This window comes from Bifidobacterium oedipodis (genome assembly GCF_012932425.1).
GTDB lineage: Bacteria > Actinomycetota > Actinomycetes > Actinomycetales > Bifidobacteriaceae > Bifidobacterium > Bifidobacterium oedipodis.
In genome coordinates this window covers 105,091-122,658 of the sequence record NZ_JAAIII010000001.1, presented here as the reverse complement: position 1 = coordinate 122,658, position 17,568 = coordinate 105,091, and the positions used below count along the sequence as shown (strand labels likewise).

General features: G+C 56.7%; 18 protein-coding genes. 3 read left to right on the top strand and 15 right to left on the bottom strand.

The genetic code is table 11. The annotated features are described in order from the left end of the window. Positions 1-102: 102 nt before the first annotated feature. The 5 genes from G1C95_RS00515 to G1C95_RS00495 all read right to left on the bottom strand — a co-directional run bounded on the left by G1C95_RS00515 (position 103) and on the right by G1C95_RS00495 (position 3,819). The gene (locus G1C95_RS00515; RefSeq protein WP_240947355.1) at positions 103-1,260 is read right to left on the bottom strand and encodes an ABC transporter permease; all 1,158 of its coding nucleotides are present in this window, start codon (positions 1,258-1,260) and stop codon (positions 103-105) included. Continuing rightward, positions 1,248-1,997, bottom strand: coding sequence for an ABC transporter ATP-binding protein (locus G1C95_RS00510; protein ID WP_169170997.1), 750 nt, complete (start codon positions 1,995-1,997; stop codon positions 1,248-1,250). Before G1C95_RS00510 ends, G1C95_RS00515 begins: the two co-directional genes overlap by 13 nt. Continuing rightward, the gene (locus tag G1C95_RS00505) at positions 1,994-2,869 is read right to left on the bottom strand and encodes an efflux RND transporter periplasmic adaptor subunit (RefSeq protein WP_240947354.1); all 876 of its coding nucleotides are present in this window, start codon (positions 2,867-2,869) and stop codon (positions 1,994-1,996) included. Before G1C95_RS00505 ends, G1C95_RS00510 begins: the two co-directional genes overlap by 4 nt. After that, positions 2,869-3,366, bottom strand: coding sequence for a hypothetical protein (locus G1C95_RS00500; RefSeq protein WP_169170996.1), 498 nt, complete (start codon positions 3,364-3,366; stop codon positions 2,869-2,871). The genes G1C95_RS00505 and G1C95_RS00500 overlap by 1 nt, the downstream gene beginning before the upstream one ends. 69 nt (positions 3,367-3,435) lie before the next feature. Then, positions 3,436-3,819 (bottom strand): hypothetical protein, encoded by a 384-nt coding sequence (locus tag G1C95_RS00495; protein ID WP_169170995.1) that lies wholly within the window; start codon positions 3,817-3,819, stop codon positions 3,436-3,438. Positions 3,820-3,953: 134 nt separating this feature from the next. Between G1C95_RS00495 and G1C95_RS00490 the strand changes: the two genes are divergently transcribed. Beyond that, entirely contained in the window at positions 3,954-5,405 is a 1,452-nt protein-coding gene (locus tag G1C95_RS00490; RefSeq protein ID WP_169170994.1) for a DUF2252 domain-containing protein, read from the top strand. A 152-nt stretch (positions 5,406-5,557) separates the two neighbouring features. Here the strand turns inward: G1C95_RS00490 and priA are convergent, their stop codons facing one another. The 6 genes from priA to hisD form a co-directional block, all read right to left on the bottom strand. Continuing rightward, on the bottom strand, positions 5,558-6,283 hold the full coding sequence (priA, locus tag G1C95_RS00485) for a bifunctional 1-(5-phosphoribosyl)-5-((5-phosphoribosylamino)methylideneamino)imidazole-4-carboxamide isomerase/phosphoribosylanthranilate isomerase PriA (protein WP_169170993.1): 726 nt from the start codon (positions 6,281-6,283) through the stop codon (positions 5,558-5,560). A 167-nt stretch (positions 6,284-6,450) separates the two neighbouring features. Beyond that, a complete protein-coding gene (gene hisH / locus G1C95_RS00480) occupies positions 6,451-7,098 on the bottom strand; it encodes an imidazole glycerol phosphate synthase subunit HisH (protein WP_169170992.1) in 648 nt (215 codons plus the stop codon). 32 nt (positions 7,099-7,130) lie between these two features. Next, complete coding sequence (locus G1C95_RS00475; protein WP_169170991.1) at positions 7,131-7,931, bottom strand: hypothetical protein; 801 nt, start codon at positions 7,929-7,931, stop codon at positions 7,131-7,133. Continuing rightward, positions 7,931-8,530 (bottom strand): imidazoleglycerol-phosphate dehydratase HisB, encoded by a 600-nt coding sequence (hisB, locus tag G1C95_RS00470; protein WP_169170990.1) that lies wholly within the window; start codon positions 8,528-8,530, stop codon positions 7,931-7,933. The genes G1C95_RS00475 and hisB overlap by 1 nt, the downstream gene beginning before the upstream one ends. 20 nt (positions 8,531-8,550) lie before the next feature. Next, positions 8,551-9,726 (bottom strand): histidinol-phosphate transaminase, encoded by a 1,176-nt coding sequence (locus G1C95_RS00465; protein WP_169170989.1) that lies wholly within the window; start codon positions 9,724-9,726, stop codon positions 8,551-8,553. Between the two features lie 126 nt (positions 9,727-9,852). Beyond that, positions 9,853-11,250, bottom strand: coding sequence for a histidinol dehydrogenase (gene hisD / locus G1C95_RS00460; protein WP_169170988.1), 1,398 nt, complete (start codon positions 11,248-11,250; stop codon positions 9,853-9,855). Between the two features lie 166 nt (positions 11,251-11,416). Here hisD and G1C95_RS00455 point away from each other — a divergent pair, with 166 nt between their 5' ends. Continuing rightward, positions 11,417-12,205 (top strand): DUF4391 domain-containing protein, encoded by a 789-nt coding sequence (locus G1C95_RS00455; protein WP_169170987.1) that lies wholly within the window; start codon positions 11,417-11,419, stop codon positions 12,203-12,205. 113 nt (positions 12,206-12,318) lie between these two features. After that, the gene (locus G1C95_RS00450) at positions 12,319-12,840 is read left to right on the top strand and encodes a DUF4186 domain-containing protein (RefSeq protein WP_417852242.1); all 522 of its coding nucleotides are present in this window, start codon (positions 12,319-12,321) and stop codon (positions 12,838-12,840) included. A 376-nt stretch (positions 12,841-13,216) separates the two neighbouring features. On the opposite strand, the gene G1C95_RS00445 is transcribed toward G1C95_RS00450, so the two are convergent. The 4 genes from G1C95_RS00445 to G1C95_RS00430 all read right to left on the bottom strand — a co-directional run bounded on the left by G1C95_RS00445 (position 13,217) and on the right by G1C95_RS00430 (position 17,497). Next, positions 13,217-14,611, bottom strand: a complete 1,395-nt coding sequence (locus tag G1C95_RS00445) for a sugar porter family MFS transporter (RefSeq protein ID WP_169170986.1) — start codon at positions 14,609-14,611, stop codon at positions 13,217-13,219. A gap of 41 nt (positions 14,612-14,652) precedes the next feature. Next, positions 14,653-15,789, bottom strand: a complete 1,137-nt coding sequence (locus G1C95_RS00440) for an aldose 1-epimerase family protein (RefSeq protein WP_240947353.1) — start codon at positions 15,787-15,789, stop codon at positions 14,653-14,655. Next, positions 15,786-16,694, bottom strand: coding sequence for a carbohydrate kinase family protein (locus G1C95_RS00435; RefSeq protein WP_169170985.1), 909 nt, complete (start codon positions 16,692-16,694; stop codon positions 15,786-15,788). The genes G1C95_RS00440 and G1C95_RS00435 overlap by 4 nt, the downstream gene beginning before the upstream one ends. Positions 16,695-16,807: 113 nt before the next feature. Beyond that, positions 16,808-17,497 (bottom strand): D-lyxose/D-mannose family sugar isomerase, encoded by a 690-nt coding sequence (locus G1C95_RS00430; RefSeq protein ID WP_169170984.1) that lies wholly within the window; start codon positions 17,495-17,497, stop codon positions 16,808-16,810. Positions 17,498-17,568: the final 71 nt, after the last annotated feature.

Genomic DNA, 17,568 nt, shown 5'->3' with positions numbered 1-17,568 from the left:
GACCAAGGGCATGACGCTCACTTCGCAAGAAATTTCATACAGAATCTGGCCGGATTATCATAAGCACGCAGATATAGGATGAAACACGATATCGCATAATCACTATCTCAGAACAAGAGCAGGTTGCAGAGCAGATGCTCTAATAGCTGGAGCAATTGATCCGATGCATGCCGTAACCACGGCAGAAACACACGCCAACACTGCGGCAGAATAAGGATACGGAGGCAGTTCAAGAGGAACATCAGATGGCATCATATAAGGCAAAGCAGCCACCAACAGGATTGAAATACCAATTGAAATACAAGCGATGATAAGACTGAGCAACATCGACGAGCCAATAACAAGACATACGATGCTTGTTTTGGTCGCACCAATGGCACGTCGAATCAACAATTCCCGAGAACGTTGTTCAATTCCGGCCATTCCAATATTGATAAGACCAATAGCTGATACCACTAATAACAGCAGCGCCGATACTAAAGTAGCGGTCTGCAAAAAGTCAATAACCGACTCATAGCTTTCCGCGTTATCGCTTCGGTTCCAACTTCCTATTTTCCCTCCTACGGAATCAAACAATAGATCGCTAACGGCGCTTTTCGCCATGTTTTCATTGACCGACCCCGTAGGATGAAAAAACACAGTAAGACCTTCAGGACGCCACATTTGAGGGAGGAAACGTTCCATAGTTAACGCATCCAAATAAATAATCGGCTCCGACGATCCATCATCGATCACACCCCTCACCCATATATTTATTTTTTCCGTTCCATTAACCACACCAAGATCTACGGTTCCGTCTGACAAAATCATTCCCTCAGCTTCGCGATTCACAACAACTTGCAACGAAGATTCATGAGAATCCTCCGCGAACCATTGCCCTTTAACTATTGCGACAGGAAACAGTTTCGTTCGCTGTGAAGATGTGACTACAGCGTTTACATGTCGGATGGAGCCGGAAGAATATATTCCCAATGAGTCCATTTGATATTCCGGAACAATGATACCTATAGGGTTTTCTTGCATCGTCTCTATCATTTTCTCATTAAGCTTCAAATCAGTAATTTGAGCATCCGAAACAGTAACGGTATAGGTGGGAGACCATCCCGAAAGCTGCGCGTTTGTTGACTCAAGATAACTTTTGCCGAGAGTTCCTATGAGCACCGACAGAATCAATGTGATGATTCCAATAAACATCGAAAGCGAGGTAAGGACTGTGCGAAGTGGCGATATTCGCAGATCACTGACAATCATGTGGAACATGAGATTTCTCCTCGATCCATGAATAGTTGTCTCTGGCAACGCGCCGCAAGTCGTAAATCATGAGTCACCAAAACCAGCGTAGTTCCGTAGTCATGCACTTGTTTGAAGAGCAAATCAGCAATCTTTTCACCGGTTTTTTCATCCAATGCGCCTGTAGGCTCATCACATATCAAAATATCTGGATTTCCGATGAGAGCACGCGCAATGGCGACTCTTTGCTGTTCGCCGCCGGAAAGACTAGCGGGCGCGAAGTTGGCTTTTTCTCGCAAGCCAACGATTCCTAAGGAACGTATAGCTTGTTTTCGGATTTTTTTTCGAGAGAATCGATATCTATAGTCAAGTGGAAGAGCCACATTTTCCCACACTCGCAAATGTGGAATTAACGAATAGTTCTGGAACACAAACCCTATGTGAGCACATCGAAAACGAGAACAGAAGGCGTCGCCCCTTTCACGGATATCGGTATTGCCGTAGAGGACTTCTCCCGTATAGTCCATATTGAGAAGGCCGATAATCGAGGCTAGACTTGTTTTCCCTGAACCGCTTCTTCCTACTATTGCAGTTGAAGTTCCCCTATGAAACACTATGTTGGCATCATGTACAGTTGTCAACCGTGTTCCATCATTCAGCAGAACCGTAGCGGTAACATTTCGAAGCTCCGCCACAGCAATTTCATCTTCTGAAGTTAACTGAATCACTTTTGTTCCTTCAACTTCTTGATACGAAACACCATTCATGATTCCGTCCCTGCAGTCAGATTGGGAGCAATGCTGGAGACCTCATCTCCCTCGCGAAGTCCGCTCACTATGATGATGGAGGTGCCGTCCGAAGCGCCAAGTTGCACGTCTACGGTGTGATAGCTTCCATCTTCATATTTCGATACCTGCCCCTTTTCCGAACGTCCTGCAACCGAGGAAATAGGTAACAGCAAAGCCTCATCGACCGCGGTAGCTTTCAAGACAGTTGTGGCAGTTTGCCCAGGCCTTACGATCACATCTTTAGGAAAGAGACACTGTAGAATCTGGGAGGATTCCTCTGCGGATTGCGCATCGGAGTCTCCATCTCCCGCAAAATCGCTTGCCGTACGCACCACTGCAGCACAATCTGTTGGACCTTGACCATCAGATATTTGAAAACGGCCGGTGATGCTGGAATTTGCATCAATCGTTCTCAGCAAAACAGAAGCATCTAATTGCGAGGCCATCCCACCATAACGAACAGTGAACAGCGGATAGTTGACTGCCACGTCATTGTCTGCAGCGACATATTCCAATATTCCATCCACTGGTGCAGTCACGGTCTCACTACCTATGGTTCCCAGTTCCTCACCGGCATGGACGTATTTTCCCAACTCGACAGTGCTGTGAAAAGCACCTTGTACAGTCGCATAAACGGCAATTGGCGATGCTACTTCCACGCTTGTCGTGGCGGAAATCAACGGAGTTAACTTCCCTTTTGTGACTTTAACCAATGATTCATTTTGCTCAGTCACCTGTAATGATTCTGATGCAGACGATACGTTATTACAGCCTCCTAATGAGACACAAGCCATTACGCATATTCCAACGGCAATATTACGTCGGAAACTCACAAAGGAAGCTTTCATCATTACAGTCCTTTGCTGCTGCGATACCAAGAGCAGTCGGCATCATAAAACTGTTGCATAACGGAAACGTCACCTAGTTCGGCTTTTCCGATGACTTCATTTTCAAATATTTGATCCGTATCATCATAATACGTTTGGAACCAAGAGCTACTAGTGACTTTTTTCAACTGCTGCACGGAAGCCAAAGCAGCATCGGAATCACTCTGATTCTTATCCAGAATATTATGTTCTGTGGAACAGATCCAATAGAAGTAGGCCTGCCCTTCACCCCACCCTTTTTGATACTGCGAACTGCCTGTCCGCTGCATGTCCGCAGGGAAAACATCCCCGTTCTCAAGAGCGAAAGGAAAATCTTTAACTGTATCTTTATATTCTTCATTAGCGCCATCCCAATCTAGGAGTTCGACTGCACCAGATTCGGCATCGCCTTTTGAACCGCAGCCTGCCAGTAAGAAAGACACCACCATCATCACCAAGACAGGTTTTATCATCTTTTTCATTGTTCGCTCCGTAAGAAAAGTTGTGCTGGAACACAGACGTTCCAGCACAACAATCAATTCACTCAGTAATTACATAGTCAAAAGACCGGCCCAGTAGTTATCCGCACCAGATCGAGCTCCCATGCGTCCGTTCAGCGCATATGATCCTGATGCGACCCAGCCCCATGACTGGTCCCCACCGCTGCCGTTATACTGAAGCGAAGCCGTTCGTTGTACTCCATCAGTCGTGCGTAAACCAAAACGGCTATATGTACCAACATTGTTGGTCACTCTCAGCGAAGCATTTCCGGCTAAATGAGAGCGGAAAGTTGAATACTGGATAAGAGCACCTCCCGTATTCAAATAACCATACACATCATGAGTGGCAGCCTGCGCCGAGGCTGGAATACCAAATGCTAATGCGCCACCAGCAACGATGCCGATTAGCACTTTCTTGACCCTGCTAATATTCATCTTTGTCCTTTCAGTAGGATCAGATTTAATGGACAAGTACCATTGTTGGCAACATCGGCATCTCCGACAACAGCCAAAAGAGGAATTGTCCACTGAAGAGGGCAAAAGACATTCCACGAGTTACAGTGGTGTGTATGAGTGAAGCAGACCATCTGACACCATCCGCGAATCCACCCATTGATATGACGCGCTGGCAGCAGGCCGCCACGCCGCGTGAGCGTGCGCGCGCCGGCATTGCCGCCCGCTCTGCCGCACCGCTTGAATCGCATGCAATCTGGCAGGTGCGCGAAGATCGGCGCGAGGCGATTGCTCTGCTTGAGGAGCAGTCCGCCATTCGCGTGCCTGATCTGATTCCGTTGCGTTACAAGCGTATGAGCGCCAGCCCGTTCACGTTCTACCGCGGCACTGTGCTCATCATGACCAATGATCTGGCATCCACGCCAGTGACGGGCATTCCGGTGCAGTGCGTGGGTGATGCGCATATCGGCAATTTCGGTATGTTCCGCTCCCCCTCTGCCCGACTGGTATTCGATATCAACGATTTCGACGAGACGGCTGTGGGCCCTTGGGAATGGGATCTTAAGCGTTTGGCCGTGTCAGTGGAGATCTGCGGTCGTGCGAACGGCATCAAGGAGAAGGCCCGGCGCGCGGCGGTGATGCGCTGTGTGCATACATACCGCGAGCGTATGAAGCAGTTCTCCGAAATGGATTACCTCGACGCATGGTACGACCATTTGGATGTGACCGAAACACTCGACCGGTTCGAAAGCACACAGGGAGGCAAGCGCAACCGCACGCTGCGCGAGGCCGCGATGAAGGCGGCGGTGAAGGACTCCGACGCCGCAGCGGCCAAGCTCACGTATTTTGAGGGCGGCAAGCTGCGCTTCCGTTCCGATCCGCCGGAATTGGTGCCGATCAACGAATTGCAGGATTATGCGGATCTTGACGCCTTGCAGGCGCGCATCGACACCCTGTTCAACCAGTATCGCCATTCGCTGTATGAGGATCGCCGCCACGTGCTCGACCACTATCAGTATCATGATTCGGCGCGCAAGGTGGTAGGCGTCGGCTCGGTGGGTCAGCGTGCGTGGGCTTCGATTCTGGTGGGGCGCGATATCGACGATCCACTGATGCTGCAGATGAAGGAAGCCACCTATTCGGTGCTGGAGCACTACTGCGGCGCATCCCCGTATGCCACGCACGGCGAACGCGTGGTGCAGGGGCAGAAACTGATCCAGTCCACGGCCGACGTGCTGCTCGGCTGGTCGAGCTTCCTGGCTGAAGACGGCCGTCAGCGCGACTATTACGTGCGCCAGTTGTGGAATGGCAAGGGGTCGATCGACATCGACCATCTCAATGATCTGGGATTGAGCGACCTGAGCCGCATGTGCGCATGGTGTTTGGCCCACGCGCACGCACGCACCGGCGATTCCATCGCCATTGCGAACTATTTGGGCGGTTCGGACGAGTTCGATCAGGCGATCGCCTCGTTCGCGGTCTCCTATGCGGAGCAGAACGATGAGGATTACGCCGTGTTCAAGAAGCTCATCAAATCCGGCGAGCTCCCCTGCTCCAAGCGTGACTAAGATGCGCTTATGCGCTCCTTAGCGTGGCTTTCACTCCACACGTGGATTAATTACCACGTTGACGAAGGGCTGAGCGTGGTAATCACACCACATGTGGATTAATTACCACGCTCAGCCCAATACAAAACTGATTTGCCGCTTAGCAGAGTCGCTCAGCGGGCGACTTCGAGCGCCTCTTCGAGGGTGAAGGCTCGCGCATACAGGGATTTGCCGAGGATGGCGGAATCCACACCAAGATCGGCCAGCTCCTTGATGGCCTTGAGGTCATCGAGCTTAGCGATGCCGCCCGAGGCAGTCACCTTGGCATTGGTGCGCTCGGCCACCTCTTTGAGCAGTGTGATGTTCGGGCCGCTCATCATGCCGTCCTTGGCCACGTCGGTGACCACATAGCGCGTGCAGCCGGCGTCGTCGAGCATCGCCATCGTCTCGAACAGGTCGCCACCCTCGCGGGTCCAGCCGCGAGCCGCGAGCGTGTGTCCGCGCACATCAAGACCGACGGCAACCTTGTCGCCATACTTGGCGATAACCTGCTTGGTCCATTCGGGGTTCTCCAGAGCGGCGGTACCGATATTCACGCGGGCAGCACCGGCTTCGAGCGCCGCGTCAAGCGAAGCGTCGTCGCGCACGCCGCCGGACATTTCGATGTTGACCTTGTCGCCAAGTTCGTGCACGATTTCACGCAGCTGGGCGCGATTGTCGCCGGTGCCGAAGGCGGCGTCGAGATCGACCAGATGAATCCACTGCGCGCCGGATTCAACCCAGGTGCGGGCGGCTTCCAGCGGCGAGCCGTAGTCGGTTTCCGAGCCGGATTCGCCCTGGCGCAGGCGCACGGCCTTGCCATCGCGCACGTCGACGGCGGGCAGAAGAGTCAAAGACATGATTGTTCCTTTCGGCGGTGTATTAATTCGGATGGTTGGCAGCGATTAACGGTGATTGCTGGCTGCAACTAACAGCTGCGGCCAGCAACTGTGACAAAGCTCATAAGCTCGGCACTGCTTGATGAAAGCACGAGCTCCGGCAGACAGACCTGTAATTACGCCAATAATTACAGCAGCGCGATCCAGTTCTTCAGCAGCTGGGCACCGGCGTCGCCGGATTTTTCGGGGTGGAATTGGGTGGCGAACAGTGGCCCGCGTTCATAGGCGGCAACGAAGCGGGAGCGTCCGTAATCGCACCAGCTGACACGTTCGGGGGCATCGGACAAATCGATTTCATATTTGCTGGTATCCGCTGCACTGACGGCCATCGCCGCATAGGAGTGCACGAAATAGAATCGTTCCTGTTCCACACCATGCAGCAGCACGCTGTTGTCGGCGGCGTCGATGGTGTCCCAGCCCATATGCGGCACCACATCAGCGTCCAACGGATCCACGGATCCGCCGATCAGCCCCACGCCAGTGGCGTTGGCGCCGTGCTCGTTGCCGCGTTCGAACAGAATCTGTTCGCCCACGCACACGCCCAGTACCGGGCGGCCGGCGCGGATGCGGTCGTAAATCACCCGGTCGCCGTTCACTTTTCTCAGGCCTTCCATACAGGCGGCGAAAGCGCCCACACCGGGCACCACGAGGCCGTCGGCTTCCAGTGCCTGGCGATAATCGGAGGTGAGGGTGGTGTCGACGCCCTGATTGGCCAGCGCGCGCACCATGGAGCGCACGTTGCCGAATCCGTAGTCGAAAACAACCGCTGTGGTCATGTGGTTCTCCTCGTTTGTTGCGTTATTGCGTGCTATTCGATGACGGAGCCGTTTTTGCCGCGACCGCGCTTGGTGTGGCCGGCGAGTATTTCCATTGCCTGCTCGTGGCTGAGCGAGGCAGAGTCCAGCACTTCGAAGCCCTTGGTTTTCAGCTGTTCCAACGTCACGATGTTCAGCAGCAGATCCTCGACGAAGCGCGGCGTTGAAGTGAACAGCACAGGAGGGGCGAAGTTCTGCGCGATTTCACCCTGAATCACCATGTTGACTTCGAGTTTGTCGGCGCGGTTGACCGCAAGAATCACCGGCATGCCGGACACCACGCAGGTCAGGTCTTTGGCAGCCGCCTCAGGGCCGTCGCCGTCCAGATTCCGGAGCACCGCCACGGCACCCTGGTTGGATCCGATACAGCAGGCAGAAACATCCGACAATTGGCAGAATGCGGCGAGCAATTCGGCGGAAGCCACGCGGGTGACGATCAGCGCGACCTTGGCTTTGTTGCCGAGCAAGCCGGCAAGTTCGTTTTCGAAGCCCACGGATGGATCGACCACGTCGGCCATAGCCTCGTTGACGGCGTCGGCCACGGAGCTTGTCGCATCCTCGGAGTTCGCGTCAACTTGATCGGCGGATTGATCAGCAGATTGGCTGGCGGATTGATCGGCAGGCGCTGCAGAATCATCAGCGTTGTCAGACTTAGAATCCTGCGCGGCGAATTCCTGCTCGAAGCCAGCCAGCGCCGCCTCCAGCTCCTCGTCGGAGAAAAGTGATTCGTCCGGGTTGAAGTCGGCGTCGAATCCGTCTGCTGTGTTGTCCGAGCCCTTATAATCGTCGGCCATCACAGCGCTCCCTTGGTGCTGGGAATGCCGTCCACGCGCGGGTCGATTTCCACAGCGAAGCGTAGGGCCCTGGCGAGAGCCTTGAATTCGGCTTCGGCGATATGGTGCGGATCGCGGCCAGCAAGCACCTGCATGTGCAGGCAGATGCCGGCATGGAAGGCAATAGATTCCATAACGTGACGCACGAGGGAGCCGGTGAAGTGGCCGCCCATCATGCAGTATTCGTAGCCGGCGGGCTCGCCGCTGCACACGCAGTAGGGGCGTCCGGAAATATCGACCACGGCCTTGGCGAGCGCCTCATCCAGCGGCACGGTGGCATCGGCGAAGCGGCGCAGTCCGCGCTTGTCGCCGAGTGCCTGCTTCAGGGCTTCGCCGAAAACGATGGCCGTGTCTTCAACGGTGTGGTGCACGTCGATGTCGGTGTCGCCGTGGGCCTTAATGGTCAGGTCGATCAGCGAATGCTTGCCGAGGGCGGTCATCATATGGTTATAGAACGGCACCGAAGTGTCGATGTCGGTTTTGCCGGTGCCGTCGAGGTTCAGTTCGAGGTCGATGTGCGATTCGCTGGTTTCGCGAACGATATGCGCGGTGCGTGCCATGCTGCTCCTTGGTATATGCGTTATTCGGCTTCCACTATACGAAGCGATTCAACCAGAGCGTTGCGGAAACGCTCCATTTCTTCATCAGTACCCATGCACACGCGCAGCCAACCGTCAGGGCCGACCACGCGGATGAGCACGCCGCGCTTCAACAGTTCGTCGAAGATGGCTTCGCGCTTGTCAAAGTGACCACCGAACAGCAGGAAGTTCGAACCGGATTCGGCCACTTCAAGCGGCTGTCCCTTATAGGTTTGTCCCTGAAGCCATGCGGCGGTGGCTTCACGGGTGTCGCGCAGGTGGCCGACGTAGCTCAGCTGTTCATCGGTGTGTTCGAAGGCAGCGAGGGCGGCGGCCTGGGTTACGGCGCTCAGGTGGTAGGGCATGCGCACGATGCGCACGCAGTCGATGATGCCCTTGGATGCGGCAAGGTAGCCCACGCGCGCGCCGGCGAAGGCGAAGGCCTTGCTCATGGTGCGCGACACGGCCAGATTCGGATGGTTCTTGATCAGGCTGACGGCGCTCGGGGTGCCGGGCTTACGGAATTCCACATAGGCTTCGTCGATTACGAGAATCGGATGCACACCCTCGGCGGCACCGGCGACCTCGGCGGTTTCGCAAGCTGCGAGAATGCGTTCGATGTCTTCGAAGGGCAGCGGCGTGCCCGTGGGGTTATTCGGGCTGGTGAGCAGCACCATGCTCGGCTTGACCTGGGCGATCTGTTCGAGCACGGCGTCCACATCCAGCGTGAAGTCAGCGTTGCGGTGGGCGAGCTGCCAGCCGGTGAAAGTATCGCGCGCATATTCGGGATACATCGAATAAGTCGGGTCGGCACCCAGCGCGGTGCGGCCCGGCCCGCCGAAGGCTTGGAACAGCTGCAACATGATCTCGTTGGAGCCGTTCGCACCCCACAGTTCGTCCACGTCCAGACGCGTATCAGATTCGCGGGCAAGGTAGTCGGAGAATGCCTGACGCAGTTCGATATGCTCACGGTCCGGGTAACGATTCAGGGTTGGTGCGATCTCACGCACACGGCGGGCGATGGAATCGCATACGGCCGGGTCGGGGGCATACGGGTTCTCGTTGACGTTCAGGCACACCGGCACGTCAAGCTGCGGTGCACCGTACGGCTCTTCACCCACCAGATCGTTGCGCAGCGGCAGGCTTGCCGGGATGGCGTTGCTGTTGTCCGTGGTCATGTTGTGTTGCTTCCTTCGGTTGTATCGGTGTGCTATCGGTATGCCCTATATACACACCATCGGGCGGCCTGGCTGCTGCTCGGCCGCCCGTTCGCGGTGGTTTTCAGCGCATCTGGCGGCGCTCGCTTAGCGCAGGCCGGCCTGCTCCTCCTGCTCGCGCAGGGTGGCCTTGTCGTACGGATCGGCGACGAAGCGGGTGAGCACGCATTCGCCGTGGGCAGGCAGATCCTCGGAAACGGCGAAGGCGTTAACGCGCGCGGCGAGCTCCTTCAGACCCTGCTCGTCGTATTCGATGACTTCGACGGGCTTCATGAAGGTGTGCACGCCGAGACCTGCGGCGAAGCGGGCGGTGCCGCCAGTGGGCAGCACGTGGTTGGAGCCGGACATGTAATCGCCCAGCGGCACCGGCGAATACGGCCCGCGGAAGATGGCACCGGCGTTCTTGATGCGCTTAACAACGGCATCCGCGTCGGCGGTCTGGATCTCCAAGTGTTCGGCGGCGTAGGCGTTGGCCGCATCGATGGACTGGTCGAGATTATCGGTGAGCACGATGGCGGACTGGCTGCCAGACAGCGACGTGTGTACGCGTTCGGCGTGCTCGGTTTTCGGCACACGCACGGCCAGTTCGGCCTGCACCGCATCGGCGATGGCGGTGGAGTCGGTGAACAGCACGGATCCGGCGAGCTCATCGTGCTCGGCCTGGCCGATCAGATCGGCGGCGAGGAACTTGGGGTTGGCCTGAGCATCGGCGATGATGCCGATCTCGGTGGGGCCGGCGACCGCGTCGATACCCACGAATGCGGAGACAAGCGACTTGGCGGTGGCCACGAAGATGTTGCCGGGGCCGGTGATCTTGTCAACCGGATCGCACAGCACGTCACCGTCCTGCGGTTCGGAGCCCTTGGCACCGTAGGCGAACATGGCGATGGCCTGGGCGCCGCCGACCGCGTATACCTCGCTCACGCCGAGGATGGCGCAGGTGGCGAGGATGGTCTTGTTCGGCAGACCTTCCGGATCACCCTTGGCGGGCGGGGTGGCGATGGCCAGGGACTCGACGCCTGCGGCCTGGGCCGGCACGGCGTTCATGATGACGGAGGACGGGTAGACGGCCTTGCCGCCGGGCACATACAGACCGACGCGCTGAATCGGAATCCAACGCTCCGCCACGCGAGCGCCTTCGGCCAGATCGGTGTAGAAGTCCTCGGGCACCTGGTTGGCGGCCACGGCGCGGGCGCGGCGCACGGATTCCTCAATCGCGGCGCGCACTTCGGGGTCAAGGGTGTCGAGTGCGGCGGTGATGGCCTCGGCCGGCACGCGCAGGTTGACGGGGCGCACGCCATCGAACTTCTCGCCGAAGTCACGCAGGGCCGCGGCACCGCGCTCCTTGACGTCGTCGAGGATCGGACGCACCAGTTCGGTGGCTTCGGAAGTGCCCATCGCGGCGCGCGGCATCGCGGCAAGCAGTTCGGCACGGGACAGGTTCTGACCACGCAGGTCGATGATTCGCATAATGTTCTCGCTCATAGCTCACCATCGTAGCGCCGCAACGCAACCGAGCACCGCGAATCGTCCATTCCCGTCCGACTGGTGGGATACAAGGCGCTTACGCGTGAGCGCAAGCAATCGTTGGTTCTCTGCGCTCGGCGTCGTATAGTTGGAACCATTGTATGAACGGCAAAGGAGGCCGACGATGCCCGCTGCAACCTGTGGTTCCGTATCCGCGCTTACGTTGGGGCTGCCCGTCTCCTACGCTGTGCCTGCTGAAAAGGGCGCATTGCCTAAAGCGGCGTTTGTTGGCAAAGCGCCGGTTAGCACGAAACTTAAGTCCAGCCTGGTCAATGACGTGGCGTCCATCAGTATGCTGGCGATTCTGCGCCCGGCCAACACTGGTGCCGCCGAGGGCGTGCGTAATCGCGAAATATTGGTGCTGGGACTACGGCTTGCGAAGCCGAATGCTTCGATCCCGGTCGAAGTCATCGATCATATCGCCGCCCAACGCTCAGGAGGCATACTGTTTGTGTGCGTGCGCGATGGTAGCGTTGCGGACTCGTCCACCGGAGGTGCCGGAGCCGAAACTGCTGGAGCCGGTGCCGGCGACGGGGCTGCGGACGCCGCCACCCTCACTGAGCAGTGCGCGATCGCCGTGCGCCGTCTGATTCCCGGCAAAGCCGGACACACGGTGCAACATGCCGTATATTCCAGCGATTGGGGTGATCCGAACGATGTATTGCTGGAGGTCGAGGATATGACTTCCATGGATGAGGTGTGGGACAGTCTATGCTCGCAGGCAATTCTCGGCGTCGCCGATCCTCTCGACGTTGACGGGCGCATCATGCGACGTGCTCGAATCGTTGCGCTCGAAGCCGAAGAAGCCAAGCTTGCCAGGGATCATGCCCGTGTCAAGAATCCGGCACAGCGCAACGAAATCTATGCCAAACTGCATAAGGTTCGTGCGCAACTTACCCAGTTGCGCGGCTGACGGACTTTCGACGATCGTGTGATCGGCCGGGCACGGGATACCTACCAAGCAGCGCATATGCAACTACTGTGGTTCACGTGGACGATATCAATGACATGGATGCCACGGATGGCATAAATAACACCAATACCGCAGACGATGCGGATGATACGGACGCCGAACGCGAACGGCAGTGGATCGAGAAGACGCTGGAACGACTGTCGCACTCCCCTTTTCGCGCGAAATTCGTGCTCAGCAGCAAGGATCGGGCGTATGCACGAGCCAAGGGCGAAGTGGTTATTGCCTCCCATGCCCGCGATATGCTGCGTTCGCGCGTAGGGCAAGCGCAGCCCGAACATGATGGCCGACAGACGCCGTGGAAGGGGCATCCGGTGTTCACCGCGCAGCATGCCACCGCCACCTGCTGCCGCGGCTGCATCGCCAAATGGCACCACATCCCCGAAGGCCGAGAATTGTCCGATGATGAAATCAACCGTCTTGCCGATTTGATTATGGCGTGGATCACCCGTGACCTAACCGCCCATCCCAGCCTACGCCCCGGCACGCAAACGAACGGCTCCACCGACAGCCAACCAAATAAACGGACGAACGACCAGCGCAATCCGCAGCCCGGCAACCAACCCACGCTCTTCTGAATATCACAACCCCGAAATTATCGGCATATAATACCGGTTGTGATAATCAAGGCTGTCACAACCTCACAGATATGAGGGTATTTCGGGGAGCGTGATATCGAACGTTCATCACTACCCCAGATATATCGACGTATATCGCAGGTTGTGATTTGCTCAGATTTCACAACCCAAAGAATATGGGCGTATCTCAGGGGTTGTGATATCACGCGCACATCACTACCCCACATATATCGGCATATTGTGGCACCAGTGATATACCGCCATAATCACAACCCCCAGAAAATGCCGATATATCGCAGGTTGTGACAGCACAGGTCATAGAAAACGGTATGAAAAACCGGGATCGGCACCCGACCCCGGCGAAAAACAGTTCGAATCAGTCCTTCATATCCTCCAGAGCGACTCCCTTGGTCTCCTTCATGAAAGTAAAGCCAAAGAAGAACGAGACGAGGGCGAAGAAGGCGAACAAACCGTAGACGAGTCCCACATTCAGGCTCAGCAGCACGGGGAACGAGACAGTGACCACGAAGTTCGAAGTATATTGCACGGCCGTGCCCACGCTCATGCCTGCGGAACGCATGGCATTGGGGAACATCTCAGAGAGCATGCCCCACGATACGGTACCCCAGGTGATGCCGAAGGCAAGCACAAAACCGTTGGCACATACCAAGGCCAGGGGTCCCGCAGCACCGGCGAGTACCGGCGAGCCATCCACCATCGGTGCTGTACCAAAGATGACTGCAAGTCCGCCTTGAGCGATTGCCATGCCGATCGAACCAACAAGCAACAGAGGACGACGTCCGACACGATCAACCAAGGTCATGCCGATCAAAGTGGCGGCAATATTGATCAACGAGGTAATGGCAGTGATGGTGAAAGAATCCTGTTCTGTAAAGCCCACTGCGCTCCACAGGGCATTCGAATAGTAGAAGATCACGTTAATGCCGGTGAACTGGTTCAGAATCATGAAACCGATGGCCACCCATACGATGGGCTTCAAACGTCCAAGCGGCGTGACCAGGTCACGGAACGAAGGCCGATGATCGATGCCGAGCGAGTAACGAATGCGCCCGATTTGGTCGGATACGGCAGAAGGATCGACGCTGATGCGCTCCAGCACACTGGCGGCTTCTGCATCCCGGTTTTGTGCCACGAGATAACGAGGCGATTCGGGTATGGTCATCGCCAGCAGGAAATAGATGATTGCCGGCACGGCCATGCACATGAACATCCATTGCCAAGTCAGCAATGGTCCCAGCGCCACGCTGGCGGAGCCGGAAATGCGCACGAGCAGGGCGTTGACCAATAGAGATACGAAAATACCGACCACAATGCCGAGCTGCTGCAACGCACCGAGCACTCCGCGTTCGTCAGTGGGTGAGATCTCCGCGATATACACGGGCGCGACCATTGCGGCGATACCGGCCGCAAAGCCGCCAAGCACACGAAAGGCAACCAGCATGCCGATGTTTACGGCGAATCCGCAACCTAATGCGCATACGAGGAACAGTATGGCCGCGATCTTCATCATGGGTACGCGCCCAATTTTGTCAGCAATGCGCCCTGATAGTAGGGCACCAACGCCGCCGGAGATCAGTGCAGAACCGACGGCAAGGCCGAGGATAGCTTCGGTGGCACCGAAATCAGAGGTGATGGCTGCGGTAGCGCCATTGATGACGGCGGAATCATAGCCATACAGCAGGCCGCCGAGAGCGGCACACAGGGCAAGACGGTGCACAAGGGCACGCTTGGTTTTGATGTCGTCAGACATGATTGGTCCTTCTTCGTTGAAAGAAAAGATGAGGGGAATTATTACGCGAGCAGTGCGTCACAGCGCGCGATAAGTGCATCAATGGCGGCTTCGCCTTCGATGACGGTGAAAGTGAGGGTTTTACGTTCGCTGGCCTGCGGCGCCAGCATATGCAGGTCGCCGCGTTGCTCATGCCATTGCCGCGCATAGACAGAAGAGTTCGAAGGCTCGAGACCAACCACATAGTCGCCCGCACCCATTGACTTCCATTCCATGAAATGTGGGAAGTGCTTGATGTTGAAGTCGATCACGACGCCAAGGCCCAGCGCACGGTTGACTATTGCAGCAAAGCTGTGACCTTGCTCATCGGCGGCAAGCTCGTGAATATACACGCTTTCGGGCTTGTTGGGCACCGGCGCACCGATTTCATGCCAGACCGTGGTATCGGCGGCAGTTATTTCATCGCGCGGCGTGACCTTGCGACTAGGGATCACCACTTGGGCCCCTTCGCCAAGCAACGGCCAACCGAAGTTGCAGTGATACATCCACATCAACGGTTCGCTGCGGAACGATTCGTTGGTCACTTCGTCCTCGACGGTAATCGACGCCGTGCCGTATCGCGAAGTGATTCGACGCCGTAGCACCATGTTCTCACCGAACAGTTCGGCTTCGCGCATTTCGCCGCAGACTTCGAGTACATACTCGTTATCTTCCCAGCGGGCGTCGGCACGCACATGCTCAGCAGGTGTGGTGCGGATGCGGCCATGCATCGGATAGTCACCGGCCGGATATTGGGACCCTTCCGGAGTGGTGTGAGGACCGCAGATGTTTTCGAAGCCGCAGGTGAAGAACAGCCCGCCCATAATCGAGCGCAGTGCCTCCTGTCCGTTGGTATCAAACTGGTTGCGCCCGTTCAATCCCGGCTTGGACAAGAAGGTGAGGTTTTCGCCACGATATTCAAATTCACAGACGTCTAGGGCCTTGTCGCTCATCGACACGAACCTGAGTGGTCCGTTCTTGACTTCAATGGCACCCAGCCCATGTGCACGACCTTCTCGATATTCAATCGGGCGCACATAGGCGGCCTGCTGGAGCGAACCCATATGCGCGAGCATGGTCGTGCGCCGTGAAGGGGCTTCACCGTTTGCCTTGATACTGGAGGCGTTCAAAACGTCTGATGTCATGTTGCACCCGGTCATGCTTGTTCCTCCTTGAGCGCGTCGGAATATGCAGGCCATGCACCGGAGCAGGTGCAGACGAACGCGGAGACTTCGACCGCACGCCGATGCGCGGTGGCCAGATCGTAGCCTCGCAGCAAATAGGCCAGGAAAGCGCCGGAGAAGGAGTCTCCCGCGCCCACGGTGTCGGCAACCTCAACCTTCGGCGTGGGCAGGATCGAGGTTTCGTCATGCCCCATCACGATGCTGTATGCGGCACCGGCGGTCAGGATGATGACGTCGAGCCCGAATCGATCGCGCAGCTCGCGCATCACTTCCTGCTGTCCACTGATGCTTTCGTCAGGCATGTCGATGCCGAACAACCGCGCGACAACGGGCAGTTCTTCGTCATTGATTTTGAGGATCGTCGCACCATCCAGAAAACGCGAGATAACCTCTTTGTCAACGAAGCCGGATCGGATGTTGATGTCGAAAAACCGTACGGCATCGGCGCGTGCGGCGTCGATCATCGCGTAGATGGCGTCGCGAGTGCCCTGCGGCTCGCGTGCGGCGATACTGCCGTAACAGATGGCGTCGGCTTGTTCGACAAGCCCACGCACCTCATCGGTGAATGCGATGTGGTCCCATGCCACGCCGCGTACCACGTCGTATTCGGGCACGCCGTTGGCATCCAGACTGACGGAAGTGATGCCGGTCGGATAATCGTTGACCTCAGCAGAGACATTCACGCCGTTGTCGGAAAGCAGGGAGACGAGCTCGCGGCCGAGATCATCATTGCCCACGGCGGTGACGGCTGTGGCGGCCACGCCGTTGCAGGCGGCATGATAAACGAAATTAGCTGGTGCGCCACCCGGTTTCTTGCCGTCGGGCAGCATATCCCACAGCAATTCACCGATGGTGACGACGGAAGGAGTGGATTGAGGCATAGGAGATCCTTGCATTGGAAGCATTGGAATAAAAAAAAACTTAAGAAGCGACGGGCGAATCTCACATTGATTCGCCCGTGGCGATAATCATGGTGCGGAAAGACGGCCCGTTTTCAGTTCTTGGCCGCAGCGGGATATTCGTTGCACAGCAGACGGTAGGCGGGCTCGTCCTCCTCGATTTCGGGGAAGCGGCCAACCGGCTCGTAGAAGCGGTTGTCGGTATTGTCGTCGTTGGACATGGAAACCTCGCCGACCAAAGTGGGCACGGAGTCTTCCTTGATGTAGTACTCGTGGTAGGTGTACGGGTAGAAGGTCAGGGACTCGCCCTCGTTGAGCTCGATGTCCTCGCCGGCCGGCACATAATAGCGACGTCCGTCACGGCAAACCAGCACCGGGGTATCGAGCCGCTCCTCAGTCTCGGGATCGGCGTTGTACAGGTGGAAGACGGCGGTGCCGCCTCCGCGCACGATGATGTCTTCCATTTTGTTCCAGTGGAAGTGCATCGGGGAGACCTGGCCGGGCATGGACATCATGATCTTCTCGGCGTAGACCTTGGTGTACTTGCTGTTGTTCACATTGCCGTTGCGCAAGGTGATGAGGGCCAATCCCTTGTGTTCGAAGTCTCCTTCGCCATAGTCGGTAATATCCCATCCAAGAGCGTTGTCACGCACTTCATCCCATTCCTCGCCCTTTTCAGCCCACTGTTCGGGGGTAAAGGACAAGTACGGAGGGATGCGGAACTTGTACTTATCGAGAAGTTCTTCGAACTGCTTGATGGTGGCGTTGATCTCGGAGCGCTTCATAGCGGACCTTGCCTTTCTGAACTGCTGTGTTCGTTACATCGGTTGGTTTTCATTATGGTGTATTGATTCGG

Bases quoted from the DNA above. Each gene is read 5' to 3' on its own strand.
- G1C95_RS00455 (WP_169170987.1), top strand. From the start codon at position 11,417: ATGCCCGCTGCAACCTGTGGTTCCGTATCCGCGCTTACGTTGGGGCTG.
- hisB (WP_169170990.1), bottom strand. From the start codon at position 8,530: ATGGCACGCACCGCGCATATCGTTCGCGAAACCAGCGAATCGCACATC.
- G1C95_RS00515 (WP_240947355.1), bottom strand. From the start codon at position 1,260: ATGTTCCACATGATTGTCAGTGATCTGCGAATATCGCCACTTCGCACA.
- G1C95_RS00495 (WP_169170995.1), bottom strand. From the start codon at position 3,819: ATGAATATTAGCAGGGTCAAGAAAGTGCTAATCGGCATCGTTGCTGGT.
- G1C95_RS00490 (WP_169170994.1), top strand. From the start codon at position 3,954: ATGAGTGAAGCAGACCATCTGACACCATCCGCGAATCCACCCATTGAT.
- G1C95_RS00500 (WP_169170996.1), bottom strand. From the start codon at position 3,366: ATGAAAAAGATGATAAAACCTGTCTTGGTGATGATGGTGGTGTCTTTC.
- priA (WP_169170993.1), bottom strand. From the start codon at position 6,283: ATGTCTTTGACTCTTCTGCCCGCCGTCGACGTGCGCGATGGCAAGGCC.
- G1C95_RS00430 (WP_169170984.1), bottom strand. From the start codon at position 17,497: ATGAAGCGCTCCGAGATCAACGCCACCATCAAGCAGTTCGAAGAACTT.
- G1C95_RS00445 (WP_169170986.1), bottom strand. From the start codon at position 14,611: ATGTCTGACGACATCAAAACCAAGCGTGCCCTTGTGCACCGTCTTGCC.
- hisD (WP_169170988.1), bottom strand. From the start codon at position 11,250: ATGAGCGAGAACATTATGCGAATCATCGACCTGCGTGGTCAGAACCTG.
- G1C95_RS00505 (WP_240947354.1), bottom strand. From the start codon at position 2,869: ATGATGAAAGCTTCCTTTGTGAGTTTCCGACGTAATATTGCCGTTGGA.
- G1C95_RS00440 (WP_240947353.1), bottom strand. From the start codon at position 15,789: ATGACCGGGTGCAACATGACATCAGACGTTTTGAACGCCTCCAGTATC.
- G1C95_RS00475 (WP_169170991.1), bottom strand. From the start codon at position 7,931: ATGGCCGACGATTATAAGGGCTCGGACAACACAGCAGACGGATTCGAC.
- G1C95_RS00465 (WP_169170989.1), bottom strand. From the start codon at position 9,726: ATGACCACGGACAACAGCAACGCCATCCCGGCAAGCCTGCCGCTGCGC.
- G1C95_RS00435 (WP_169170985.1), bottom strand. From the start codon at position 16,694: ATGCCTCAATCCACTCCTTCCGTCGTCACCATCGGTGAATTGCTGTGG.
- hisH (WP_169170992.1), bottom strand. From the start codon at position 7,098: ATGACCACAGCGGTTGTTTTCGACTACGGATTCGGCAACGTGCGCTCC.
- G1C95_RS00510 (WP_169170997.1), bottom strand. From the start codon at position 1,997: ATGAATGGTGTTTCGTATCAAGAAGTTGAAGGAACAAAAGTGATTCAG.